At 68.1% G+C, this 22,781-nt stretch carries 24 protein-coding genes; 8 read left to right on the forward strand and 16 right to left on the reverse strand.

Annotation, left to right across the window (positions count from 1 at the left end; genetic code table 11):
* Positions 1-19 precede the first annotated feature (19 nt).
* From OX958_RS28505 to OX958_RS28520, 4 genes are read right to left on the reverse strand one after another with little or no spacing between them, the layout of a single operon-like run.
* Positions 20-847, reverse strand: a complete 828-nt coding sequence (locus OX958_RS28505) for a carbohydrate ABC transporter permease (RefSeq protein WP_270132944.1) — start codon at positions 845-847, stop codon at positions 20-22.
* Positions 840-1,703: a carbohydrate ABC transporter permease gene (locus OX958_RS28510; RefSeq protein WP_270132946.1), complete on the reverse strand. Its 864-nt coding sequence runs from the start codon at positions 1,701-1,703 to the stop codon at positions 840-842. Before OX958_RS28510 ends, OX958_RS28505 begins: the two co-directional genes overlap by 8 nt.
* On the reverse strand, positions 1,700-3,019 hold the full coding sequence (locus OX958_RS28515) for an ABC transporter substrate-binding protein (RefSeq protein ID WP_270132947.1): 1,320 nt from the start codon (positions 3,017-3,019) through the stop codon (positions 1,700-1,702). The genes OX958_RS28510 and OX958_RS28515 overlap by 4 nt, the downstream gene beginning before the upstream one ends.
* Positions 3,016-4,143 carry a GntR family transcriptional regulator gene (locus OX958_RS28520; RefSeq protein WP_270132948.1) on the reverse strand — a complete coding sequence of 376 codons (1,128 nt, stop codon included), beginning with the start codon at positions 4,141-4,143 and terminating at the stop codon, positions 3,016-3,018. Before OX958_RS28520 ends, OX958_RS28515 begins: the two co-directional genes overlap by 4 nt.
* Positions 4,144-4,281: 138 nt before the next feature.
* Here OX958_RS28520 and OX958_RS28525 point away from each other — a divergent pair, with 138 nt between their 5' ends.
* Positions 4,282-5,205, forward strand: a complete 924-nt coding sequence (locus tag OX958_RS28525) for a polysaccharide lyase (protein ID WP_270132949.1) — start codon at positions 4,282-4,284, stop codon at positions 5,203-5,205.
* Positions 5,206-5,792: 587 nt separating this feature from the next.
* Here the strand turns inward: OX958_RS28525 and OX958_RS28530 are convergent.
* A complete protein-coding gene (locus tag OX958_RS28530) occupies positions 5,793-6,632 on the reverse strand; it encodes an alpha/beta fold hydrolase (RefSeq protein ID WP_270132950.1) in 840 nt (279 codons plus the stop codon).
* 60 nt (positions 6,633-6,692) lie between these two features.
* Here OX958_RS28530 and OX958_RS28535 point away from each other — a divergent pair, with 60 nt between their 5' ends.
* The 3 genes from OX958_RS28535 (at position 6,693) to OX958_RS28545 (ending at position 8,194) form a co-directional block, all read left to right on the forward strand.
* The gene (locus OX958_RS28535) at positions 6,693-7,292 is read left to right on the forward strand and encodes a TetR/AcrR family transcriptional regulator (protein ID WP_270132951.1); all 600 of its coding nucleotides are present in this window, start codon (positions 6,693-6,695) and stop codon (positions 7,290-7,292) included.
* A gap of 119 nt (positions 7,293-7,411) precedes the next feature.
* Positions 7,412-7,909, forward strand: coding sequence for a DUF2505 domain-containing protein (locus tag OX958_RS28540; protein ID WP_270132952.1), 498 nt, complete (start codon positions 7,412-7,414; stop codon positions 7,907-7,909).
* 93 nt (positions 7,910-8,002) lie between these two features.
* Positions 8,003-8,194, forward strand: coding sequence for a hypothetical protein (locus OX958_RS28545; protein WP_270132953.1), 192 nt, complete (start codon positions 8,003-8,005; stop codon positions 8,192-8,194).
* Between the two features lie 112 nt (positions 8,195-8,306).
* On the opposite strand, the gene OX958_RS28550 is transcribed toward OX958_RS28545, so the two are convergent.
* Complete coding sequence (locus OX958_RS28550) at positions 8,307-9,170, reverse strand: alpha/beta fold hydrolase (RefSeq protein ID WP_270132954.1); 864 nt, start codon at positions 9,168-9,170, stop codon at positions 8,307-8,309.
* 137 nt (positions 9,171-9,307) lie between these two features.
* Between OX958_RS28550 and OX958_RS28555 the strand changes: the two genes are divergently transcribed.
* The gene (locus OX958_RS28555) at positions 9,308-10,003 is read left to right on the forward strand and encodes a TetR/AcrR family transcriptional regulator (RefSeq protein WP_270132956.1); all 696 of its coding nucleotides are present in this window, start codon (positions 9,308-9,310) and stop codon (positions 10,001-10,003) included.
* A gap of 11 nt (positions 10,004-10,014) precedes the next feature.
* On the opposite strand, the gene pruA is transcribed toward OX958_RS28555, so the two are convergent.
* The 4 genes from pruA to OX958_RS28575 form a co-directional block, all read right to left on the reverse strand.
* Positions 10,015-11,643 (reverse strand): L-glutamate gamma-semialdehyde dehydrogenase, encoded by a 1,629-nt coding sequence (gene pruA / locus OX958_RS28560; RefSeq protein WP_270132957.1) that lies wholly within the window; start codon positions 11,641-11,643, stop codon positions 10,015-10,017.
* Between the two features lie 156 nt (positions 11,644-11,799).
* Entirely contained in the window at positions 11,800-12,753 is a 954-nt protein-coding gene (gene ku, locus OX958_RS28565) for a non-homologous end joining protein Ku (RefSeq protein WP_270132959.1), read from the reverse strand.
* Positions 12,754-12,810: 57 nt separating this feature from the next.
* Positions 12,811-13,350, reverse strand: a complete 540-nt coding sequence (locus OX958_RS28570; protein ID WP_270132961.1) for a DUF6912 family protein — start codon at positions 13,348-13,350, stop codon at positions 12,811-12,813.
* Positions 13,347-14,819, reverse strand: coding sequence for a WS/DGAT/MGAT family O-acyltransferase (locus OX958_RS28575; protein ID WP_270132963.1), 1,473 nt, complete (start codon positions 14,817-14,819; stop codon positions 13,347-13,349). The genes OX958_RS28570 and OX958_RS28575 overlap by 4 nt, the downstream gene beginning before the upstream one ends.
* A 243-nt stretch (positions 14,820-15,062) precedes the next feature.
* Here OX958_RS28575 and OX958_RS28580 point away from each other — a divergent pair, with 243 nt between their 5' ends.
* Positions 15,063-15,557, forward strand: a complete 495-nt coding sequence (locus OX958_RS28580; RefSeq protein WP_270132964.1) for a cupredoxin domain-containing protein — start codon at positions 15,063-15,065, stop codon at positions 15,555-15,557.
* An 18-nt stretch (positions 15,558-15,575) separates the two neighbouring features.
* Positions 15,576-16,901 (forward strand): hypothetical protein, encoded by a 1,326-nt coding sequence (locus OX958_RS28585; RefSeq protein WP_270139164.1) that lies wholly within the window; start codon positions 15,576-15,578, stop codon positions 16,899-16,901.
* Here the strand turns inward: OX958_RS28585 and OX958_RS28590 are convergent.
* The 5 genes from OX958_RS28590 to OX958_RS28610 form a co-directional block, all read right to left on the reverse strand.
* Positions 16,898-18,124, reverse strand: a complete 1,227-nt coding sequence (locus tag OX958_RS28590) for a glycosyltransferase 87 family protein (protein WP_270132966.1) — start codon at positions 18,122-18,124, stop codon at positions 16,898-16,900. The two genes, OX958_RS28585 and OX958_RS28590, sit on opposite strands and share 4 nt — an antisense overlap.
* A 2-nt stretch (positions 18,125-18,126) precedes the next feature.
* The gene (locus tag OX958_RS28595; RefSeq protein ID WP_270132968.1) at positions 18,127-18,783 is read right to left on the reverse strand and encodes an HAD family hydrolase; all 657 of its coding nucleotides are present in this window, start codon (positions 18,781-18,783) and stop codon (positions 18,127-18,129) included.
* Between the two features lie 46 nt (positions 18,784-18,829).
* Entirely contained in the window at positions 18,830-19,618 is a 789-nt protein-coding gene (locus OX958_RS28600) for a DUF4097 family beta strand repeat-containing protein (RefSeq protein ID WP_270132971.1), read from the reverse strand.
* Positions 19,619-19,710: 92 nt separating this feature from the next.
* Positions 19,711-20,985, reverse strand: coding sequence for an AAA family ATPase (locus tag OX958_RS28605; protein ID WP_270132973.1), 1,275 nt, complete (start codon positions 20,983-20,985; stop codon positions 19,711-19,713).
* On the reverse strand, positions 20,985-21,641 hold the full coding sequence (locus tag OX958_RS28610; protein WP_270132976.1) for an SAF domain-containing protein: 657 nt from the start codon (positions 21,639-21,641) through the stop codon (positions 20,985-20,987). Before OX958_RS28610 ends, OX958_RS28605 begins: the two co-directional genes overlap by 1 nt.
* 198 nt (positions 21,642-21,839) lie before the next feature.
* Here OX958_RS28610 and OX958_RS28615 point away from each other — a divergent pair, with 198 nt between their 5' ends.
* A complete protein-coding gene (locus tag OX958_RS28615) occupies positions 21,840-22,088 on the forward strand; it encodes a helix-turn-helix domain-containing protein (RefSeq protein WP_270132978.1) in 249 nt (82 codons plus the stop codon).
* On the opposite strand, the gene OX958_RS28620 is transcribed toward OX958_RS28615, so the two are convergent.
* On the reverse strand, positions 22,089-22,634 hold the full coding sequence (locus OX958_RS28620) for a hypothetical protein (RefSeq protein ID WP_270132980.1): 546 nt from the start codon (positions 22,632-22,634) through the stop codon (positions 22,089-22,091). It abuts the gene before it with no gap.
* Positions 22,635-22,781 lie beyond the last annotated feature (147 nt).

Here is a 22,781-nt window from a genome sequence, read left to right on the forward strand (position 1 = left end):
ACAGTGGTCCTTTCAGGAATCAGCCTTTGACGCCGCCGGCGGTCGCGCCGCTGACGAAGTACCGCTGGGCGAACAGGAAGAGCAGCAGGATCGGGACCAGTGACATCAGGGCGGCCGCCGTGACGAGCTGGTCGTTGCCGACGAACTGGCCGCGCAGGCTCATCACGCCGATCGGCAGGGTGTAGTTCTCGGGTGAGGTGAGGTAGATCTTGGGTTCCAGCACGGCACCCCAGGAGGCCATGAAGGTGAAGACCCCGAGGGTGGCCAGCGCGGGTTTGGCCAGCGGCAGGTGGATCCGCCAGAACACCTGCCACGGGTTGGCGCCGTCGATCATCGCCGCCTGCTCGAAGTCGCGCGGGATGGCCAGGAAGGTCTGCCGCATCAGGAAGATCCCGAACGGAGTGGCCAGCCAGTACGGCATCACCAGCGGCAGGATCGTGTCCAGCCAGCCGAGCTGCTTGTAGAGGATGAAGCTCGGGATGATCGTCACGACCGTCGGCAGCATCAGGGTTGCCAGAGCCGCCGCGAGCAGGGCTTCCCGGCCCGGCAGCTTCATCCGGGCCAGGGCGTGACCGACCATCGAGCTGGTGATCAGGTTGCCCAGCACCGCCAGAACGGCGATCAGCAGACTGTTGAACGCATACCGCCCGAAGGGCGCGCGTTCCCAGACAGCGGCGTAGTTGTCCCACTGGATCGGATCGGGGACCCAGGCCGGTGGAATCTGGATGTACTGCGCGAAGCTCTTCAGCGAGTTGCCGATCGATGCCAGGAACGGCAGCACCATCACGGCGGCGCCCAGCACCAGTACGGCGTACGCGACGGCGTTGGAACGGGTGCTGCTACGCATAGTGGACCCACCGCTTCTGCAGTTTGAGTTGAGCGAGGGTGAGCAGCAGGGTCAGGGCGAAGAGCACCCAGGCGATCGCGGCGCCGTACCCCATCTGGAAGTACTCGAAGCCCTGCCGGTACATGTAGAGCACGGTCAGCTCGCTGGCCTCGTTCGGGCCACCGCCGGTCATCACGAAGATCTGCTCGAACGCCTGCAGCGTGGTGATCGTGGAGAGCACCAGGACCAGGAACGTGGTGCCCGAAACACCCGGCAGCGTGACGTGGCGGAACCGCTGCCAGGCGTTGCCGCCGTCGGTCTCGGCCGCCTCGTACAACTCCTTCGGGATGGTCTGCAGGCCGGCCAGGAAGAGCACCATCATCGCGCCGACGCCCTTCCAGACCGCGACCAGCGCGAGGGTCGGGATGACCAGCACCGGGCTCTGCAGCCAGACCTGTTCGGGAAGTCCGAGCTTGGCCAGGACCGAGTTGGCGAGACCGGACTTCGGGTTGAAGACGGCGTCGGCGACGTACGCGATCACTACCCAGGAGGAGATCACCGGAACGAAGTACGCGCCGCGGAGAACGGAGATGAAGCGGAGCTTCTGGTTCAGGGCGACCGCCAGCACGAGGGCGAGGAAGGTCTGGGCGGGGACGTAGAGGACGGCGAAGTAGCCGGTGTTCAGGAGGGTCTTCCAGAACGCCTCGTCACCCGCGAGCCGGCGGAAGTTGCCGAGGCCGATCCAGCTGGGAGCGCTCATCGTGTCGTAGTCGGTGAAGCTCAGATACGCCAGCGCGAGCACGGGCCAGGCCGTCAGCACCAGGAGATGCAGCAGGTACGGCGACGCGAACAGCGTCGCCCAGGCCCGCCGGCTCATTTCGCCGCGGAGAAGCGGTCAATGACCTGCTGGGCCGACTGCTGAGCGGCCTTCGTGGCGTCCGCGACGCTCTTGTCCTTCGACAGAGCCTGGTTGATCTCGGTCGACAGCGCCTTCGTGTACTCCGTCCAGACCGGGTTGACGCCCAGGTCGTCGGAGTCCTTCAGCGCGTCGACGAAGACCTGCCGAGCGGCCGGCGCCGTACCGGGCTCGAGGAACGCCTCCGAGGCCGCGACCGCCTTGTTGATCGGGATCGCCTCGCCGATACCGGTCCACTGCGTCTGCGGCTTCTCCGAGGCGAAGTACGTGATCCACTTCCACGCGGCCTCCGCCTTCGGGTCCGACGCGGCCCGGTTGACCACCCAGGAGTTCACCACCGCGACATTGCCGCGCTTGCCGCTCGGTCCCTTCGGCAACGGCGCGACGTCGAAGTCGACCTTGGCCTGGACGGCGGGCAGCACCCGGGCGTAGATGCCGAACTGCATCGCCACCTGGCCGCTCGGGAACAGGTTCTGCGAGCCGCCCAGCGCTTCGGTACCGACCACGTCGGGGCCGATCTTCTGGGTGTAGAGCTGGTCGAGCGTCCAGTCCAGCGCCGCCCGGCTGCCCGGGTTGTCGATCGTCACCTTCTTGTTGCTGTCAGCAAGAATCTCGCCACCGAAGGCCTTCATCTGCGGCCACCAGCTCTCGGTGAAGCTCTTCGAGTACAGTCGCATCCCCCAGACGTCCGGCTTGCCGTCACCGTTGGTGTCGCGGGTCAGCTTCCTGGCCGCGGCGGCGAGGTCGTCGTAGGTCCACTCCGCGGTCGGCGGTGCCACCTTGGCGGCGGCGAACAACTTCTTGTTGTAGAAGAGCACCGGAGTCTGCGCGCCCTGCGGGAAGCCGAAGAGCTTGCCGTCGGCATCTTTGTTGAGCTCGACGCCGTAGTAGTCGTCGGCCTTGATCCCGGCCGCGAAGTCACTGAGGTCGCGCAGGCTGTTGCGGCCGGCGTACTCCTGGACCATCACGCCGTCCGAGAGCCACACGTCGGGCGCCTTGCCGCCGGCCAGCTGGGTGCGGAGGCGGGTGAAGAAGTCGTCGTACGGCGCGGACGAGAGCTCCAGCTTGATGTTCGGGTTCTGCCGGCCGAACTCCTCGGCCAGGGCCCGCATCGTCTTGTCGGCGGCGCCACCGGCCTCGGCGTAGTACCCGAGCTTCAGGCTGATCTGGCCGCCACTTGCCGCATCGTCGTTGTTTCCGTCACCGCACGCGGCGAGCGTGGCCAGCAGCGCTCCCGCGGCGGTCAGGGCGATGGCTCGCCTGGTGAGGTTGTTCATGGTCGGTTCTCCGATTCGGCGCCGCAGGAGGCCCGGATGACCAGGCGTGGCTGCAGCTGGACTTGAGGTATGGGAGTCGTCTCGCCCTGTCCGAGGCGGCGTAGCAGGAGCTCTGCTGCCAGCGCCCCCACCTCGGCCTTCGGTGGGGAGACGGCGGTCAGCGGGACCTCGCCGAGGTCCGCCACTTCGTCGTCATAGGCAACGATCGCGAGATCGTCCGGCACCGTCAGCCCGAGTCTGCGGGCATGCAGGACGAGTGCGGAGGCATCACGATCGCCGAGACAGAAGACCGCGCTGACGTCGTTGTCGACGCAGGTCCGGGTGTAGGCGGCGAGTTCTTCGGAGGACCACTCCTCGCGCCGCTGGGTGGCGATGGGCAGCACCGGCAGACCGAACTCCGCGATCGCGCGTTCGTAGCCCGCGTGGATCGCGTCCGCGGTACCGGTGCGGTGCCGGCCGAGATGGCCGATCCGCCGGTGCCCGAGCTCGACCAGGTGCCGGACGGCCGCGTAGGCGCCGCCCTGGTGGTTGGTGCAGACATAGGGTGTGGCGTCGTCAGGTGCCGGGTGAGGCGGACGCCGTTCGATCAGGGCGTACGGCACGGGCAGGCCGGGCAGCTCCTCGAAGTACCGGTCCGGCTCGGCCATCAGGTGCAGGTTGGGCACCAGCAGGAGTCCGTCGACTCCGGCGTCCAGCAGTTGCCTGGTCTGCTCGGCCTCACGATCGAGGTTGTACTCCGAGCTGGACAGGATCACCCGTACGCCGGCCGCGCTCAGCACCCGCTCGATCCCCTCGATCACCTTCGGGTAGAAGTACGACGTCGAGGGGACCAGTACGCCGACGAACCTGCGCTGCAGCGCACTGTCCGCCGGGACCGCGAGCACGAAAGTGCCCGCACCCTGCCGCCGGGCGACCAGGTGGTCGTCGATCAGCAGGTCGACGGCACGGCGCACGGTGTTGATCCCGACCTGATGGGTCCGGGCCAACTCCGGCTCGGTCGGCAGCCGGTCGCCGACCGCCCATCGGCCGGTCAGGATCTGCTCCCGCAACTGGTGCGCCAGGGTCCGGAACTTCATCCCTCGCGGCACCTCGTCGGGTCCGTGCTCGTTCGTCATGTCGCTCATCCTGAAAGGCAATTCATCCCTCGTCAAGGCATGTATTAGGAATGATTTCCGAAGCATTGACGACTCAAGCGGTAATCCTCATTCTGAGCGGCACGGCAATTGTCCAGAAATTCATTCTCTCCAAGGAAGGTTTCCGCGATGAGAAGAATCAAAGCACTGGCACTGCTCACCGCCCTCACGCTCGGTACTGCCGGCTCGCCCCAGGCGGCCGCCGCGCCCGCGCCCGAGCCGCCCTCACCCGTCAACCGGCCGGCCGAGGTGAGCGCATTGCGGGTGAACACGTTCGAGCGGCCCGCCAGCGGATCGGCGTACACCCGCGCGGCCTGGCAGACCGACGGCTGGACCGCCGCCTGGGACGAGGGATTCAGTTCACGGAGCTGGATCGACGGCGTCAATTTCCACCACAACGGCAGCAAGTCGCTGCGCATCTTCTATCCGAAGGGAAAGATCGGGCCGGCCGATTCCGGGGCGCAGATACCGCTGGACCTGAGTTCCGCCCGGGAGTACTACGTGTCGCAGTGGGTGCGGTTCAGCAGTGACTTCAGTTGGGGCACGACCGAATTCGCCGGCAAGGTCGGCGTCGGACTGGCCGGCGGCGCCGCCTGCTCCGGCGGCGATCCCTGCAACGGCTACAACGGATTCACCGTCCGGCCGATCTGGCGCAGCGGCGGCCAGGCGGCGATCTACTACTACTCGATGAACCACGCCGGCGAGTACGGCGACTACCTGAACCTGACGAACGCCGCCGGCGCCGGGATCAAGTGGCCGCGCGGGTCCTGGGTGAACATCGTCCAGCGGGTCCGGGTGAACACCGTGACGAATGGCAACGCGAACGCCGACGGCCAGATCCAGGTCTGGTTCAACGGAGTCTCCGCGGCCAGCATCTCGGGCCTGCGCTTCGTCCGCAACGGCGACCTGATCAACCGCGCGTACTTCTCCTCGTTCGCGGGCGGCGCCACCGCCTCGTTCGCCCCGGCCAATGACTCCTGGATCTGGTACGACGACCTCAAGGTCTCCACCGTGCGCTCGGACATCTGCGAGCTGAGCACCGGCGGCTGCTGAGCACAGCTTCGATCGGACCCGCACAAAATCTGTGCTGGCGAGATTAGACATTGCTCGCCGGACGGGGTAATGTTCCTCGTGTTGACAGAGAAGAACAGCGAAGCTGACGTGGACAGCCAACGACCTGTCCAAAAGTGTTGAAGGAAGTACGACGGCGGACTCCGCCGGGCCGATCAGTGCAGGGGCTCGGGTTTCGCGCCAAGGTCCGCTCAGAGCGGCTGGAGCCAGTGGTCGCAAGGGGTTCCAGGCTTGAGGGACGGCAATCAGTAGTTGCGGTAGTTGTTCGAGAGTTCAGAAGGGAAAGGATTACACCGTCGGATCGCCCGCCAGTGCCAGTACTTCGCCGGGCGGGTGCCGTGGTTCCATCGAGATTGGAAGGTGGTCTTCGGTTACGCATTCAGCGATCCCCGCAGTGACAGCCTTCACGTGGCGCACTGCGGAACTGCAGTCCCGGCCTCACAGCCGGTAGATGGTGACAATCCAACAACCCCTTGGGCCCCGGTGCTTCGGCACCGGGGCCCTTCGGCGTCCATCTGTTGTCAGCCGACGGCGAGGGCGCGGTACGGGTGCTCAAGCCTTGAGGAAGTTCAGGATCTGCTCAATCTGGCCGAGCAAGGCATGGCCGGCCGGACGGACGGACGGGGAACGGTGTGCACGGTGGAGTTCTCGATCAACCGACTCGAGCGCTCGGCGGTCTGAGCGGCGTCGTACATCGCGTCCGCCTCGCCGACCAGAACAAGCGTGGGAGAAGCGACTCGGCGCAGGATGTCGTCGCTGAGATGCGGCACCCCTGGACGTGGCTTGTAGTGGGTGAAGATCAGCGCGACACCATCGAGGATCGCGCTGTGCTCCTGAAGATCGAGCCCCGCGACTCGAGCGGCGGAGCGGCGTACGGCGCGCCCGCCCAGCATCTGAGCCACGATCGCCTTCGGCAACCAGCCGTACTTCGCCCGGCCGATACCAGCCGGACTCTGCAGCACGAGCCGCCGAACACGCTCCGGATGCCGCGAGGCGAAGTCAACCGCCACCCAGGCTCCGAGTGATATCGCTGCGACCTCTGCGGCGGCGAGATCCAAGGAATCCATCACTTCACCGAGCCACTGGGCCATCTCCCCGGCGTCGAGGTCGGCGCGCGTCGGCGCACTGCGGCCCGGTTCGCCGATGAGATCCACGGCGACCGTACGGAAATGCCGCGCGAGGGTCTCGATGCTCTCGCCCCACTCCGCCGTACTGGAGCCTGAGCCATGCAGTAGCACCAGCGGTGGCGCGGCCGGATCACCCGAAAGGCTGACGAACGTGTCCCCAAACGCCGTCCCGACCACCCGATGCTCGGCACGAACCGGCCAGGCCGTCAGGACCGCGTCATAGCGCTTCCGAACCAGTTGAGCACCGGCCAGACTACGAAAGAGTGGTGAATGAGTGTTCACAAAAGTGACTATACATTCACCCAACGATGTTCGTGCAAGCCAGATGGATAGCCTGACCTGGTGAACCGCGACGACTTGACCTCCCGGGCCCGAATCCGCGAGGCGGCACTGGAGCTCTTCGGCCGCCACGGCGTCGCGGAGGTGTCGCTCAAAAAGATCGCCGACTTGGCCGAGGTGTCCCAGCCGCTCATCCTCAAGCACTTCGGCTCACGAAAGGAGCTGATCCTTGCCGTCGACAACCATGTGCTCGCCTTGCTGAACGAGATGGTCCAGCTCGCGGCGCAGGCGACCCAGGAAGGCTCCGCCGACCGCCTCACGGTGGGCGACGCACGTCTCGGCAACCCCATCGTCGGCAGCTACCTCGCCCGCCTTCTCACCGAAGACTCCGACCGCGGCACCGAGGCCTACCGCCTCCTCCACACAACCCGTACTGCGGTGGTCCGCGACTGGATGGCCAACGGCATCGTCGCCGCAGACATCGACCCCGAGCAGTTGGCCGCCGTCCTGCTCTCCCACGAACTGTCTCCCCTGCTCCTTCGCACCCGCATCACCGAAGTCCTCGGCATGGATCCTCTGGACCAGCAAGGCGCCCGCGACTGGTGGTCGACGATCGACCGCCTGTACTCCGGCAAGGCTCTGTCGCTCCCGGCCTCTCCGTAGACAGCCGAGGCGTTCGGCGACGGAGTTCATAGGTCTCTGAAGGTGGTCGGTGAGCGACGCAGGAGCAAGCAGCGGCGGGTGCGCGGGGCGTCGTACGGCTGGATGCCATGATGTGCGGCATGGAGCTGAAGATGTCGGCGTCTTATGACGCCACCCCCGAGGAAGTCTTCGCGATCGTCACCGACGCCACCTTCCGTGAGCAGGCCTGCGAGAAGACCAAGGCGCTGTCGTACGACGTCAAGGTCAGCACGTCCGGTGGCGACACCGTCGTGCGGGTGCAGCGGGAGATGCCGGCCGACGACGTACCGGACATCGCGCGCAAGTTCGTCGGCGGGACGCTGACCGTCGTCCAGACCGAGACCTGGCACCCGGCCAACGCGGACGGGTCGCGGAACGCCGACGTGAAGGGTGAGATCACCGGTACGCCGGTGACGCTCAAAGGCACCGCCACGATCACGGCGACCGGCGGCGAGACGGTCCAGTCGATCGAGCTCGACGTGAAGGTCGCAGTGCCGCTGATCGGCAAGAAGATCGAGCCGTTCGTGGTCGACGCCATTCGCAAGGGCCTGCAGAAGGAGCACGACCTCGGCCGCGACTGGCACGACGGCACCAACTGACCCTGCGGCCGACACCGCGCCAACCCGTGTCGCTGACCTGGTGAACCCATCTCCGGTGGCAACCTGAAAAGGACCATCGGAGGTGGGTTTTTGATGCGTACCCGACAACACACACCGATCGACGACACCTGGTACTGCGTACTGTGCGACGACCTGGTCCCGTTCGAACTCGTGCAGACCGGCGACCGGCCGGCCGATGACCTGGCCGACGAGCGGATCTGCGTGTCCTGCGGTTCGGCCGTTCTGATCGGGCCGCCGGCCCAGCCGCTGCACCGCACCGCCTGACCGCACCGCCTGACCGGAGCGCGCCGGAGATGGCGCGGAGGCCGGCTCCCCTGCTGCCGGCCTCCGCGCCACCCCCAGGTCTTCTGACCACCCAGGCTCACCTCGCCCAGGCTCAGACCGGCGGGCCGAAGCCGCAGATCACTCGCCGCGCGTTCGCGGGATCAAGAGCGTTGGCGACGAGCTGTGCGACCGTCGGGTCGAACGCGAGTCCGACGTGCCCGACCAGGTCGAGCGGGCAGGTGTCCTGGACGAACTGGTTCCTGACGCCGGGTTCGCGGATGAACGAGGTCTCGTGCGGGGTCACCAGCGCGTCGAACCGCGAGGCGATCACCGTGTACTTCACGCCCGGCTGGGCGATCGGCCCGGCGGTCAGCTTCGCCACCTCCGAACCACCGACGATGATCTCGTCGCAGGCCGGGCAGCCGAAATCGCGCAGTACCTGGTCGACCAGCGGGCGCAGACCGAGGTAGTCGCCGACGCTCACCAGCCCACCGAACGTCGTACCGTGAGTCGGCGGCGCGAGCGCGACCACCTTGCCGACCTTGCCGGCGTACCCACGGACCTTCGGGCCGTACAGGCTCTGGAAGCCGCCCTCGGAGTGGCCGACGATGTCGACCTTCGCGGCGCCCGTGCTCTGCCGGACCCGGTCGACGAACGCCTCGATCTGCGCCGAGGACTGAACGATCGAGACTGTGCCGCCGACCGGGATGAGCGGTGTCGCCTGGCCGTAGGTGAGCGTGTAGGCGCAGTAGCCCTTCGCCGCGAGGTACGGGCCGAGGAACGAGTAGTTGCCGGGACCGTTGCCGCCGAGACCGTGCAGCAGCACCAACGGGTTCGGATGGGCGGCGGAGGGTTTGCAGGCCCAGTTGTCGAACCCGGAGCGGGGCGCCGCGGCCTGTGCCGAGGCAGTGAGGGTTGTGGCGAGCAGTACGGCGGCCACCAGGCTCGCCGCGGTACGCCGGAGGACATTTCTCATGACGGCTCCCGGAGGGCAGTGTCGTTCGGTGACGACAGGATGACCGACAGTGGAGCACGTCTTCGAGTTACGAACAAGTCCTCGTGTTCACAACTCCGCCATTGGTTCGCAACCCGCCGCGGGGGTAACGTCACGCCATGGGGCGAGTGATCAGAGGTCTGACGGCAGAGCAACGCAAGGCGGAGCGCCGGGAGCAACTACTGGACGCCGCGCTCGAACTGATCGCCGTCCACGGCTACCTGGCCACGACGATCGAGCAGATCTGCAGTACGGCGTACGTGGGCACGAAGAGCTTCTACGAGGTTTTCGACAACCGCGAGGACTGTTACGTCGCCCTGCTGCAGAGGACCTCGGAACGCCTGATGGCCGACATGATGGCCGTCGCGGCACGGGCCGAGGGCAACGAACGCCAGGCGGCACCGGGCATCATCGCGGCCTTCGCGCACGCCCTGCTGGACGATCCGCGGGTCGCCGTCGTCACCTTCGGCCAGGCCGGCGGCATCTCCAAGACCGTCGAGCGGCAACGCCGGACCAACCGTCGCTGGGCGGCCGGCTTCCTGGAGCAGATCTGGGACCGGTACGACGCTCCGGCCGACCCCGCGCCCGAGGCCGGCGACCGTGATCACCGCGACTCGGGGCGCCCGGCACCCGCGCCGGACGAGGCCGACCTGCGCACCCGCCACACGATCGCGATCGGGCTGGTCGGCGGCCTGTTCGACCTGATCGCCGACTGGCTGCTCGACGCCAACGCCAATGTCCCCGACCAGGTGGAGGCCCTGATCGAGGACATGACGTCGTTCTACATCACCGTCCGGCGGGGACTGACTGTCTGAGGGCGGGGGTCTCAGCCCTGGTGCGGGTAGCGGTAGTCGGTCGGCGGGGTGAAGGTCTCCTTCATCGACCGCGGGCTGGCCCAGCGGATCAGGTTCCACATCGAGCCGGCCTTGTCGTTGGTCCCGCTCGCACGGGAGCCACCGAACGGCTGCTGGCCGACGACCGCGCCGGTCGGCTTGTCGTTCACGTAGAAGTTGCCCGCGGCGAAGCGCAGGTAGTCGGCGGCCTCGGCGATCGCGGTCCGGTCCTGGGCGATGACCGCACCGGTCAGCCCGTACGGCGCCGCGTTCTCCATCTGCCGCATCACCTGGGTGTAGTCGCCGTCCTCGTAGACGTGCACGCCGAGGATCGGGCCGAAGTACTCGGTGGTGAAGATCTCGTCGGTCGGGTCGTCGGAGACCAGCAGCGTCGGCCGGACGAAGTAGCCCTCGGAGTCGTCATAGGTGCCGCCGGCAAGGACCTCGATCCCCGCGGCCTGCTGGGCCCGGTCCAGGGCGGCCTTGTGCTTGGCGAAGGCGCGGTCGTCGATGACGGCACCGACGAAGTTCGACAGGTCGGTGACGTCGCCCATCGTGAGCGAGTCGGTCTCGGCGGCGATGTCGTCGCGGATCTGGTTCCACACGCTGCGCGGGACGTAGGAGCGGCTGGCGGCGGAGCACTTCTGGCCCTGGTACTCGAAGGAGCCGCGCACCATCGCGGTCTTCAGCACCGCCGGGTCGGCCGACGGGTGCGCCAGGATGAAGTCCTTGCCGCCGGTCTCGCCGACCAGCCGCGGGTAGGTCCGGTAGCCGGCGATGTTCTGCCCGACGGTCGCCCACAGGCTCTGGAAGGTCTTGGTCGACCCGGTGAAGTGGATGCCGGCCAGGTCGGGGTGGGTGAGCGCGGCCTTGCTGACGTCGATGCCGTCACCGGTGACCAGGTTGATCACGCCGTCCGGCAGTCCGGCGGCCTCGAACAGCCGCATCGTCCAGTGCGCCGCGAACTGCTGCGTCGGCGACGGCTTCCAGACCACGGTGTTGCCCATCAGCGCGGGGGCGGCCGGCAGGTTGGCCGCGATCGCGGTGAAGTTGAACGGGGTGATCGCGTAGACGAAGCCCTCGAGCGGGCGGTAGTCGACCCGGTTCCAGATCCCCGGCGAGGAGACCGGCTGGTCGCTGATCACGTTGCGGGCGAACGCGACGTTGAAGCGCAGGAAGTCGATCAGCTCGCAGGCGGCGTCGATCTCGGCCTGCTGGGCCGTCTTGGACTGGCCGAGCATGGTGGCCGCGTTCAGGGTGTCGCGCCACGGGCCGGCCAGCAGGTCGGCGGCCTTGAGGAAGACAGCGGCGCGGTCGTCGAAGGACAGCGAGCGCCAGGCCGGAGCCGCCGCGAGGGCGGCGTCGACGGCGGCCTTGCCGTCGGCTTCGGTGGCGTTACGCAGCGTGCCGAGCACGTGCGCGTGCTTGTGCGGCTGAACCACCTCGAACGGCGTACCGCCACCGAGCTTCTGCTCACCGCCGATCGTGCAGGTCAGGTCGATCCCACCGGCGGCGTTGAACTCCTTGAGCTTCGCCTCCAGGCTGACTCGCTCGGGCGAACCGGGCGCATACCCACGGACTGTCTCGTTGATCGGCGTGGGTACTGCGGTGACGGCATCCATGTGTGCGGTGCTCCTCGATCGGCTCGACTGGTTCTCAGCTGGCGCCTTGAAACTGACGTCTTCATGGTGCCATGTCCAAACCAGAACCACGAACCTGACAGGTCTGGTCCGCAGCGCCGCCCAGGACACCGGTGAAGTGCCCTGGGCAGAGTCGGGTCAAGCCGACTTCTTGGTGGCCTTCTTCGCGGCGGTCTTCTTGGCCGGAGCCTTCTCGGCCGCGGCCTTCTTCGTGGCCGTCGCCTTCTTGGCCGGGGCGGCCTTCTTCGCCGGGGTCTTCTTGGCCGGAGCGGCGTCGCCTTGGCCGCCGCCACCTGAACCGCCGGCGGCGCGGCGGGCCTTGGCGGCCTCGACGGAAGCCCGGAGTGCGGCGACCAGGTCGACGACCTCGGCGCCCTCGGTCTCCTCTTCCTCCGCCTCGGCGGGCATCGGTACGCCGGCGGCCTTGGCCTCGACCACCTGCTCCAGCGCGTGCCGGTACTCGTCGTGGTACTGGTCCGGGTTGAACTCACCGCGCAGGGTGTCGATGTACGACTCGGCCATCGCCTTCTCCTGCTTGCGGATCTCGACGTCCTCGTCGGGCGCCGCGAAGGCGGAGTCGCGGACCTCGTCCGGCCACAGCATCACCTGCAGCACCAGCACGTTGTCGTGGGTCCGGAGCAGGCCGAGGCTTTCCCGCGAGCGCAGCGCGACCTTCACCAGGGCGTACAGCTCGGAGCCTTCGAGCGCGTCGCGGAGCAGCACGTACGGCTTGGCGCCCGGGCCGCCGTCGGCCGCAAGATAGTAAGACTTGCCCAGGTAGAGCGGGTCGACCTGGTCGGCCGGCACGAACTCCAGGACGTCGATGACCTTCTTGCTCGACAGCGGCAGCTCGGCGAAGTCCTCCGGCTCGAGCACCACCATCCGGCCGTCGGCCAGCTCGTAGCCCTTGCCGATGTCGGAGTACGGGACCTCCTCGCCGCACTCGGAACAGACCCGCTTGTACCGGATCCGGCCGCCGTCGGCGACATGCACCTGACGGAAGGAGATGTCCTTCTCCTCCGTGGCCGAGAACACCTTGATCGGGATCGTCACCATCCCGAACGAGATGGCGCCCTTCCAGATCGCCTGCATCGCCATCAGCTCCCTGTCAGTTCGTCGCCCGGTCTGTCGCCCGGGCCGCTCAGCCGGTCAGGTCCCGGTGTCCTTGCTGCGGTCCCGCCGCGCGAGGAAGTCCGGGATCTCCTGTGTCGCGTACCACAACAGGTCTTCACCCTCGCACGAGTCGAGGGCGAAAACAGCGTCATCGTGGGCAGGATTCGCGGTGTCCCCCTGCGCCACCTCCCACAGCTCGGCCGCCTTGGCGACCACCTCGACGGCGTCGTCACTGTCCACGTGCGCCGCGGCGACCGCCGACCACGGGACCACCACGTGCAGCTCGAGCCGGGCGTCGCCGAGCTGGACCGTGCCGTCCGCCGGTGGGACCGCCGACACCTCGCAGGCGACGACGACCCGCTTCCGGGCCGCGGCGGGATCGGCCGCGATCAGTCCGACCGAGGCGCGAGCGGCCTGTGCCATCGCGGCGTACTCCAGCTCCTCGTCGTCGGCGGTCGCGAACCACTCGCGCAGCGCCGGCGTCACGGCGTACGCGAGCTGCGGTGCCGGACCGATCTCCCCCGCGTGACAGGCGGCGTCGAGCAGGGGAATGGTGGATGGGATGTAGACCCTCATGAACCCGCCTTCTTGGGACTTCGGGGCTTCTTGCCGCGCGAGGCACGGCTGCGGCTCCCCTTGGTGGTGTCCAGCAGCTCGTCCAGCGCGTCCGTGACGCACTGGGCGAAGACCGCCAGGTCGGGCATCGCCGTCCGGTCCGCGTTCAGCCCGAACGACACCTTGCCGTCGTACGACGTGACGCCCACGGACAGACCCTGCCCCGGCATCAGCGGCACCACCGGGTACGACGCCAGCATCGGCGCGCCCTGGGCGTAGAGCGGGAACTGCGGACCGGGCACGTTGGTGATCACCACGTCGTCGATCGGCCGCACGGTCTCGGTCGCCACCCGCGCCGCGAGGGCGTGCAGGGTGGTCGGCGCGAACCCGGCGATCCCGACCAGCGACCGGGCGCTGACCGCTCGTCCGGTGTCCTTGTGCACCTTGGTCTGGTAGGAGATCTGGTGCAGCCGCATCACCGGCGAGTTCTCCCCGACCGGCAGGTTCACCGTCGAGGCGATCACCCGCGAACCCAGCGACGTCGGCTCCTCGTCGTCGTCGTCGCGAATGCTGACCGGTACGACGGCGCGCACGCCACGGGTCGGGCTGACCGACTCGCCGCGCGTCATCATCCAGGCCCGCAGCGCGCCGGCCACGACCGCCAGGATCACGTCGTTGACCGTGCCGCCGTGCATCGCCCGGACCGCCCGGTAGTCCTCGAGCTCGGTCTGCACCGTGGTGAACCGGCGTTGCCCGGACGTCTTCACGTGCAGCGAGCTCTCCTGGACGTGCCGCTGCGCGACCACCGAGCCGACCACGTCACCGAGCACCTCCCGCACGGAGGTCGAGCCGGTCAGGCTGGCCATCTCGGCCCGCGCCAGCTCCAGCACGGCGGTCGGGTGCCGGGTCGCATCGGCGAAGACGCCGGCCAGCAGCTCCAGTGCCGACGGCGGGTGGGCGGGCTGCCAGGTGTCGGTCGGGGTGTCTCGCGGATGGGCGGTCGCATCCAGCACGACCTGACCGATGTCGACCGTGCTGTTGCCGTCGACAAGCGCTTGGTGCGACTTGGAGATGATCGCGAACCGGTCACCCTGCAGGCCTTCGACCAGATACATCTCCCACAACGGCCTGGCCCGGTCGAGCCGGCGCGACATGATCCGGGCCACCAGCTCCAGCAGCTGCGCGTGCGTGCCCGGGCGCGGCAGCGCGGACCGGCGTACGTGGAAGGTGATGTCGAACTCTTCGTCGTCGACCCAGATCGGCCCGGCGAACCGGCCGGGCACGTGCTGGATCCGCTGCCGGTACCGCGGCACGAAGGCGATCCGGTCGCGGATCAGCGCGACCAGGCTCTCGTAGTCGAACCCGTCGCGTGACACTTCACCGCCGTGCACCGGTGGCTCGAAGATGTCGACGGTGCCGACGTGCATCGGCGTGGCCGGGCTCTCGGTCTTCAGGAAGGTCAGGTCCAGCGACGTCAACCGGTCCGGCATGGCGGGCCCTCCTTCGTCGTCGAGGCTCATCGGGGCCTGGTCCAGGCTCTGTGTCCGCTCACCCTAACCGGGTCCGCCGACAGCGAGCTGCGACACTGGCCCCGAACGGCGAACCTGGCTGTCAGCGATCGTGACACGACTGATGGTGTACGGCGGGAACACTGGTGCCCGCGTGTTCGTCAGGCAAGAGGGCGTGTTCCACGTCCGGCAATCGGCATCGACACTCGAAAGGCTCCTCGGCTCATGCGTTCGACGTTCTCCCGCGGTACCGCGCTCGCTCTCCTGCCCGCCCTCGGCATGCTGGTCCTGGCGGGCTGCGGAGACGACTCCGGCGCCGGTGGGAGTCCCAGCACCAGCCCGTCGAGCACGCCGTCCGCCGGGCCGAGCGCGACTCCGACCGAGACGCCGACCACCCCCGGCAGTACGCCGAACACGAAGGCCCCGTCGAACACCGCCGACCCGTCCGGTGAGCAGGCCGACGTGACCATCGACATCACCGTTGCCAACGGCAAGGTCAACCCGAGCGGCTCCAGCATCAAGGTCAAGGCCGGTCAGAGCGTGCTGGTCACCGCGATCAGCGACGCCGACGAAGAACTGCACATCCACGGCTACGAGAAGGAACTCGAGCTGACCCCGGGCAAGCCCGCGTCGGTGAAGTTCACCGCGGACATGAAGGGCACCTTCGAGATCGAGACGCACCAGAGCGCCAAACTGGTCGCCAAGCTCGTCGTCTCCTGAGCCGGCGACCTCACAGTGATCTCTCTGCTGCTGCCGCTGCACGGAATCGGCGGCCGCCAGGACCTGCCCGTTCCCTTCGGTCTGGCCGTCGGCGGGGCCGGCGTCGCGATCGCGCTGTCCTTCGTCGTCCTCGGGCTGGCCTGGCGCAAGCCGAAGTACCGGGGCGACAAGTCCGGCAAGCCGTTGCCGGACGCAATCACCCGGACGGTCGACTCGGCCGGTCTGCGCTGGTTCGTCCGGCTCTTCGGGCTGGCTACCTTCCTCTACGCGCTGGTGGCGCTGCTGTTCGGCGTGGACCGGCTGACCAACCCGATCTTCGGGTTCGTCTACATCCTGGTCTGGGTCGGGCTGGTGCCGATCTCGCTGTTCCTCGGACCGGTCTGGCGCACGCTGAACCCGCTGCGGACGATCCATCTCCTGCTCAGCAAGGCGATGCGGCAACCGCCGTCCCAGGGGCTGCTCGAACTGCCGAAGTGGCTGGGGCTGTGGCCGGCCGCGCTCGGCATCTTCGCCTTCACCTGGCTCGAACTGGTCGCGCCCGACCGCGCGACGCTACCGGTACTGCAGGCGTGGCTCGCGCTGTACGTCGTGATCATGCTGTTCGGCGCGATCCTGTTCGGCGACCGCTGGTTCTCGACCGCCGACCCGTTCGAGGTCTACGCGACGCTGATCGCGCGGATGTCGCCCTGTGGCCGGCGCGACGACGGCAAGCTGGTGATCCGCAGGCCGCTGGAGAACCTCGACGGCCTGAAGGCGCAACCAGGACTGGTCGGCATGGTCGCGGCGCTGCTCGGCTCCACGGCGTACGACGGCTTCTCGAACTCGACCGCCTGGATCGGCTGGGCCCAGAGCACCGACTACTCGATGGCCCTGCTCGGCACCCTCGCGCTGGTCGGCTTCATCCTGTTCGTGCTCGTCACGTACTCCGGCGCGACCCTGCTGGCCGGACGCCTCTCGGACAGCTCCCGCACCGCGCTGCCCGGCCTGTTCGCGCACTCCGTCGTACCGATCGCCTTCGGGTACGTCGTCGCCCACTACCTGACCCTGCTCATCCTGGAGGGCCAGCGCACGCTGATCTACCTCAGCGACCCGCTCTCCAACGGCGCCAACGTCTTCGGCACCGGCCTGCTCGGCCTCAACACCGACATCACCAACCACAGCACGACGATCTCCGTCATCCAGGTCCTCGCCGTGGTCTGCGGCCACCTCCTCGGCGTCATCTCCGCCCACGACCGAGCAGTAGCCCTCTTCCCCCGCCACAAAGCCCTGGCCGGCCAACTCCCCCTGCTGATCGTCATGGTCGGCTACACCGTCGCCGGCCTCCTCCTCCTCTTCTCCGACTAAGCAGGCTGTCTCGGGAGGGATCTGCTGGTGTAGGCGAGGGTGAGGAAGGCCAGCAGGCCGAGGAGGAGGTGGGAGTTGCCGGGGATGGACTGCCAGAAGGTCCAGTTGAGTTCGCGGTCGTCGCGGAAGGGGATCCACCAGATCGACCTGAGGACGAACAGGCCGTACCAGAGGATGCCGGTGGCGAGGGCGGGGCGGGTGCCCCACTCGCGGTGGACGGCGCGGATCAGGCTGATGCCGAGCGGGATGATCCAGACCCAGTGGTGGCTCCAGGAGACCGGCGACGCGTAGAGGACGGCCAGGGCCATCACGGAGATCGCGGTCACCCGCTCGTCGGCGAGCCAGTACCGGCGGGCCAGCCAGAGCACCAGCAGGCCGAAGACCGCCGAGAGCAGGAACCAGACCGGCTCCACCCAGGACGCCTCGTCGCCGAGCCGGCTGAGGAAGCCCATGAACGACTGGTTGGCCGTGTAGGCGAGGCCGCCGACCCGGTTGGCGTTGCGGATGACGACGGTCCAGTACTCCCAGGACTGGTTCGGTACGACGGCGAACCCGATCGCCATCGTCGCGGCCAGGCCGAGCAACGCGTTGCGGAACGCCCGCCACTGCTTGGTGATCAGCAGGAACGCCAGGAACGGCAGCGGCGTCAGCTTGACGCCGATCGTCACCCCGACCCAGAAACCGCGCCACTTCGCTCCGGCCGGCCGGACCAGGTCGAGCAGGATCATTGCGGTCAGCAACAAGTTGATCTGGCCGAACTGGATCGTCTGCCAGACCGGTTCGAGCAGCAGCGACACCGCGGTCAACGCGGCCAGTACTGCGATCCGCCGGTCGCGCCACTGCTCCGGGACGAGGGTCCAGGCGTTCGCCGGCAGCGCGGCTCGCCAGATCAACGCGATGCAGAGCACGGAGATCGTCGTCCAGAGCACCAGCGCGACGCCCCACGGCACGGCGCCCAGCGGCAGCATCGCGATCGCGGCGAACGGCGGGTAGGTGAACGGCAGGCCCGAGCCGGGCAGTTGAGCGTCGTACAGGGAACCGCGGTCGAGCAGGACCGAGCCGCCCATCCGGTAGACGCGCAGATCGATCATGCCGTCGAAGAGGCCGTAGGCCCAGGCGCCGAGGGTGACGAGCGCCGCGCAGCCGACGATGGCGGCGACCACCCGGCGGCGGTCGGTACTCGGTGGGGTGCTCGGCGAAGCGTTCGATGAAGAAGAGGTCATGGTCACGTCAGGTCGACTCCGAAGAGGGCTTCCAGTTCGCTGCGCGTCTGCTCGTACGACGTGTGCACGATGCCGGTGATCCCCAGCTCGCGGGCCGCGACCACGTTCAGCTCGAGATCGTCGATGAAGACGCACTCCGTCGGCCGCAGCGCCAGCCGTTGCGCCGCCAGCTGGTAGATCTCCGGCTCCGGCTTGCGCAGCTGCACCTCGCCGGAGATGACGATGTCGTCGAACATGCCGTCCCAGGTCTCCCGCGGGTAGGTGTTGCCCCACGAGTTCGAGAGCAACCCGGTCTTGATGCCGTGGCCCCTGGCCCGCCGGATCAGCGCGGACATCTGCGGCTGGTGCTCGAAGTGCGCGAACATCCTCATCAGCAACCCTTCCGCCTGGACCTCGCCACCGTCGCGGCGGACCAGCTTGGCGGCCAGCTTGCGCTCGAAGTCGGGCACCGCGAGCTGACCGCGCTCCAGCGCGTGGATCGGGTTCACCTCGGCCTCGACCGGGCTGGCGGACAGCCAGCCGACCATCGCCCGGTAGTAGGCGTCGAAGTCGAGGTCGTCCAACTCGGCCCACTGCCGCAGGGCCACGTCCAGACCGGAGGTCAGCACTCCGCCCCAGTCCACCAGCAGGCCCCGCAGTACAGGCGTCTCGTCAGGCATGCCCGCAAGACTACTCAGGACATGATCACGGGTTCCGGCCACCCGCTCACCCGTCGTACTCGACCACCGCGTCGCCGGAGGAGGTCTCGACCGTGATCGTGCGGGTCGAGGCGGGGTCGATCTTGACCTCGGCGCGCATGTCACCGGAGGCCGTGTCGCTGTCGACCTTGTAGGTCTCGGTACCGGCCGGGAGCTGGACCAGCACGTCACCCGAGCTGGAGTTGGCGCGGACCGTGCCGGGCGCGGAACGGAAGGTCAGATCGATCCCGCCCGAGCTGCTCTTGGCGACGACCGTCCCCGAGCCCAGGTCGCTCGCCTCCAGATCGGCGGACGAGGTCTCCGCCTCCAGATCACCGGACAACCCCTGCACCCGGAACTTGCCCGAGCTCGACTCGAGCTTGGTCCGGCCGCCCAGCCCGGCCACCTTGACGTCGCCGCTGTTGGTCTTGATCGAGACGTCGAGATCCCTCGGCACCGTCAGGACGTAGCTGGTGGCACAGCCGAAGGACAGGAACCCGCAGCCGGTGTCGCGGATCTCCAGCTTGCCGTTCTCGTACTTCTCCCGCGGATCGGAGCCCAGCGCGTTGCGCTCGACCAGCCGGTCGATGGTGATCTCCCGTACGTCGCCCGCGCGGACCTCGAGATCACTCGAGCTGTTCTCGATCGACAGGGCCGTACCGACCACCGGATACGTCTGCTGGCTGGTCTTCGTGTCCTCGGTCAGGCTGGTCAGCGCCCAGTAGACGCCACCCAGGATCAGGGCGACCGAGATCGCGATGCCGTACCGCCGCTCGGCGCTCATGCTGCTGGCCCGACGGCCCTCGACTTCGGACATCGCTCTCCCCTTGGCGCCGGCATCACTGTTGACGCCGTGACGTCACGATGGCACATCGCCGAGCCTTTGTCGGTGGGGGCAACCCCCGGTTTTCAACTGAGGTGATCCCTGACAACCCCGGCCGCGAGCTGCTGCATTCCCTTGCGCAACTTGCTCGACTTCGCCGCCTCCACCAGGCTCCGGCCGTGCGACAGGGCCGCATCGCACGCGGTCTGGTCGAAAGGCAGCAGCGCGGCGGCCTGCACTCCGGCGTACCGGTTGAGGGCTTCGTTGGCGGCGTCGGCCGGAGAAGCCCCCAGCGACCCTGAACGAACCCTGTTGACCACAACCCGGGTGGTGACCGACGGTACTGCGGCCCTGAGCTCGTGCAGCGCTCTGATCAGCCGGGTGAGCCCGACCGGATCAGCTGTGCCGACCACGATCACCTCGTCGGCTTCCTCGAGCGTGGCAAGAGTGGCGCCGTTGCGGCGCGGCGCGAGCGTGTCGAACGAGATCTCCTCGTCGCTCTCGATACAGAAGCCCGCGTCGATCACCGTGCAGGGGGCGAGCATCCTCGCGGTCGACCAGACCGACTCGATCGCGGTGGGACGCAGCTCCGTCCACCGATCGGCGCGGCTGAGCCCTGTCAGGACCAGTTGGTTCGGGCCGACCTGTCGGGCATGCCTGGCGAGCACTGCCACGTCCAGCGAGCCTCCACCGGCGGAGCGGGCGGCTGCGGCGAGGCCTGAGGTTTCGTCGAGCATGCCAAGCAGCTGAGCCACCGTGCCGCCGTACACGTCGGCGTCGGCCAGCAGAGTCGGTATGCCACGCGCAGCCAGCTCGGCGGCCAGTCCGACCGCGACCGTACTGCGGCCTGGTGCTCCGGTCGGGCCCCAGACTGCGATGACCCGGCCGGTGCCCTGGCCGTAGGGCTCGCCGTACGCCTCCGGGTTGGCCACTGACTCGCTGTTGAACGGTACGAATCCGCCGGCGAAGTGGGAAACGGTCGCCGGTGGGCCCGACTCCACGGCGTCGATGACGGCTCGGCCGAGGTCGTCAGCGCTGACGTCGGCGGGGAGGATGCGTTCGATGCCCATCCGGCTCAGGCGGTCTTCGGCGCCACTCGGCTCACCGTTGTCGGAGGGATCGACCAGCGCGACCACTGCGATCCGGCGGGCGTGGAGGGCGGCAACTGCGTCAGAAGTGAGCCTGGGCAGGTCTTCCGCGAGCACGACGGCGCGTGCCTGACCACTGGCTGCCGCGGCCATCACGTCGGCGATGTCGACGCACCGCCGGACGACCCGAATGCCGGTGGCTCTTTCGGCCCGGCGTACGACGTCTGCCTCCCACGGCGCACCGGTCACCGCGAGGAGGACGGGGAGCGACATCAGCGGCCCCGCCGGACGACCACGGGCTCGCCGGTGTTGAGCAGCGCCAGGGTCTTCGGCAACTGGTTGGGGTCCTTGCCTTCCAGACCGATCAGGAGCTGGCGCCGCGCCGAGCTGCCCGAGACACCCTTCACCGCGTCGATCTGGACGACACGGACCTTGGTCCACAGTTGTGCGGCCGGTTGGTCCTTGGGCACTACCCAGACGTCGACGTGGTCGCCTACCGCCGTGTCGGACGGGAGGCGGCCGGCCGCGATCGACAGCGGCAGCTCCGTGCGCTCGCTGTCGGTTTTGGTGGTGGCCGCCTGACGCGGGACGAACTCGCCCTTGCTGATCGCGCGGATGGAGACCAGGCCCTTGAGGTCGGCGTCGGCGGCGACGTACTGGCCGGCGGCCTCGTCGCTGGTGAAGCGGACGTTCATGGTGGTCAGGTCTTCGCTCGTGATCGTGACGCCGAGCGGTATGTCGCGCTTGGCCGCCCAGACCGCGGTGGTGTCGTCGGCCGTGGACAGCAGCTTCGCGCCGGCCAGCGCGGTGATCGCGACCAGCAGCACGCCGAGCAGCAGCCGGCCGTCCTTCCAGCGCGCCCGCCGGGTCCGCAGGGTGGGCGTGGACGGCGCCGCGAACCCACTTCGCAGCACAGGACTGTCGGCCACTCGGAACACTCCCCAGTTTTGATTACCACTCGAATGCTTCTGGTTGCTCTTGGCGACGACATTCTGCCGTGTCGGGGGTTCGGGCGTCGGTTGTCATCCACAGGCCGGGGTGGCCTGGGGACAAACTGCCTGATTCCGATGCCAACCGTGGCAAACTGAAGCAACCAGCCGCTGCCGACTCGAAGGGACACAGCGCGCATGCCGGCTCCACGCTTCCTCCAGCTGTCCGACGTCGCCGAGGTGCTGAACATCTCGGCCAACCAGGTGTACGCGCTGGTCCGCCGTGGTGACATCCCCGCGGTGAAGATCGGCGGCCGTGGCCAGTGGCGGGTGGAGTCGACCGAGCTGGAGAAGTACATCGAGCGGCTCTACACCGAGACCAAGCAGTTCATCGACAGCCACCCGTTCGGGGAAGAGGCCGAGACCTCCGAGGACGCTCAGCTCTAGCTACCTGCGCCGTACGGCGTCGAGCGCCTGGGTGGGGACGAGGCGGGAGTTGTAGACCTCGGTACGGCGGCGCGGCGCGTCGAGCGGGTGTTCGGCCAGCTCCAGGAAGTCGGCGCCGACCCGGTCGATGGTGCCGGTGATCGGGTTTCCCCCACAGAACAACGTCACCGGTGAACGGTCCCGGGCGATTCCGCGCAGCAAGTGCGCCAGCCCGAGCTTGGCCGCGACGGCCCCCTCGGCCGGCTCCGCGAACGGGCCGAGCCCATGGACGGCGGTGAGTGCCGTGTCTGGGATCAGCCATTCCTCATAGCGCTCGGCCTCCAGCAGCAGACAGTCCTTACCGACTCGGCTGAGCGTGCCCTGGACCGGGTCCGCGTGCCGCAGCTCCACCCGGATCGGTGTCCCGACGGCACCCCGCAGACGGTCGAGCACGGTGATCTTGCCGACCTCGGCCCTGATCCGGTCCGCCACCTCGCCGTAGAGATCGCCGTCCTGCAGAGCTTCGAACTGCGACTCCAGGTCGGCGAACAGGGCTTCCAGACGCATGCCGTGAACCTACCCGGCCGAGCGGTCACGAGCACACAGCGTCGATCACTTCGACACTGCGTGACACTGTTCGGCGGTTTCGGACTTGCCAAAGGCGGTCTAGTCAGGTCTATATTGATCAAGCCAACGCAAACTGACGCAAACTCA

It is taken from the genome of Kribbella sp. CA-293567, assembly GCF_027627575.1.
Classification (GTDB): Bacteria; Actinomycetota; Actinomycetes; order Propionibacteriales; family Kribbellaceae; genus Kribbella.

Excerpts from the sequence above, each read along its gene's own strand:
- OX958_RS28505 (WP_270132944.1), bottom strand. The coding sequence starts at position 847 with ATGCGTAGCAGCACCCGTTCCAACGCCGTCGCGTACGCCGTACTGGTG.
- OX958_RS28510 (WP_270132946.1), bottom strand. The coding sequence starts at position 1,703 with ATGAGCCGGCGGGCCTGGGCGACGCTGTTCGCGTCGCCGTACCTGCTG.
- OX958_RS28515 (WP_270132947.1), bottom strand. The coding sequence starts at position 3,019 with ATGAACAACCTCACCAGGCGAGCCATCGCCCTGACCGCCGCGGGAGCG.
- OX958_RS28520 (WP_270132948.1), bottom strand. The coding sequence starts at position 4,143 with ATGAGCGACATGACGAACGAGCACGGACCCGACGAGGTGCCGCGAGGG.
- OX958_RS28525 (WP_270132949.1), top strand. The coding sequence starts at position 4,282 with ATGAGAAGAATCAAAGCACTGGCACTGCTCACCGCCCTCACGCTCGGT.
- OX958_RS28540 (WP_270132952.1), top strand. The coding sequence starts at position 7,412 with ATGGAGCTGAAGATGTCGGCGTCTTATGACGCCACCCCCGAGGAAGTC.
- OX958_RS28545 (WP_270132953.1), top strand. The coding sequence starts at position 8,003 with ATGCGTACCCGACAACACACACCGATCGACGACACCTGGTACTGCGTA.
- OX958_RS28550 (WP_270132954.1), bottom strand. The coding sequence starts at position 9,170 with ATGAGAAATGTCCTCCGGCGTACCGCGGCGAGCCTGGTGGCCGCCGTA.
- OX958_RS28555 (WP_270132956.1), top strand. The coding sequence starts at position 9,308 with ATGGGGCGAGTGATCAGAGGTCTGACGGCAGAGCAACGCAAGGCGGAG.
- pruA (WP_270132957.1), bottom strand. The coding sequence starts at position 11,643 with ATGGATGCCGTCACCGCAGTACCCACGCCGATCAACGAGACAGTCCGT.
- ku (WP_270132959.1), bottom strand. The coding sequence starts at position 12,753 with ATGCAGGCGATCTGGAAGGGCGCCATCTCGTTCGGGATGGTGACGATC.
- OX958_RS28570 (WP_270132961.1), bottom strand. The coding sequence starts at position 13,350 with ATGAGGGTCTACATCCCATCCACCATTCCCCTGCTCGACGCCGCCTGT.
- OX958_RS28575 (WP_270132963.1), bottom strand. The coding sequence starts at position 14,819 with ATGCCGGACCGGTTGACGTCGCTGGACCTGACCTTCCTGAAGACCGAG.
- OX958_RS28580 (WP_270132964.1), top strand. The coding sequence starts at position 15,063 with ATGCGTTCGACGTTCTCCCGCGGTACCGCGCTCGCTCTCCTGCCCGCC.
- OX958_RS28590 (WP_270132966.1), bottom strand. The coding sequence starts at position 18,124 with ATGACCTCTTCTTCATCGAACGCTTCGCCGAGCACCCCACCGAGTACC.
- OX958_RS28595 (WP_270132968.1), bottom strand. The coding sequence starts at position 18,783 with ATGCCTGACGAGACGCCTGTACTGCGGGGCCTGCTGGTGGACTGGGGC.
- OX958_RS28600 (WP_270132971.1), bottom strand. The coding sequence starts at position 19,618 with ATGTCCGAAGTCGAGGGCCGTCGGGCCAGCAGCATGAGCGCCGAGCGG.
- OX958_RS28605 (WP_270132973.1), bottom strand. The coding sequence starts at position 20,985 with ATGTCGCTCCCCGTCCTCCTCGCGGTGACCGGTGCGCCGTGGGAGGCA.
- OX958_RS28615 (WP_270132978.1), top strand. The coding sequence starts at position 21,840 with ATGCCGGCTCCACGCTTCCTCCAGCTGTCCGACGTCGCCGAGGTGCTG.
- OX958_RS28620 (WP_270132980.1), bottom strand. The coding sequence starts at position 22,634 with ATGCGTCTGGAAGCCCTGTTCGCCGACCTGGAGTCGCAGTTCGAAGCT.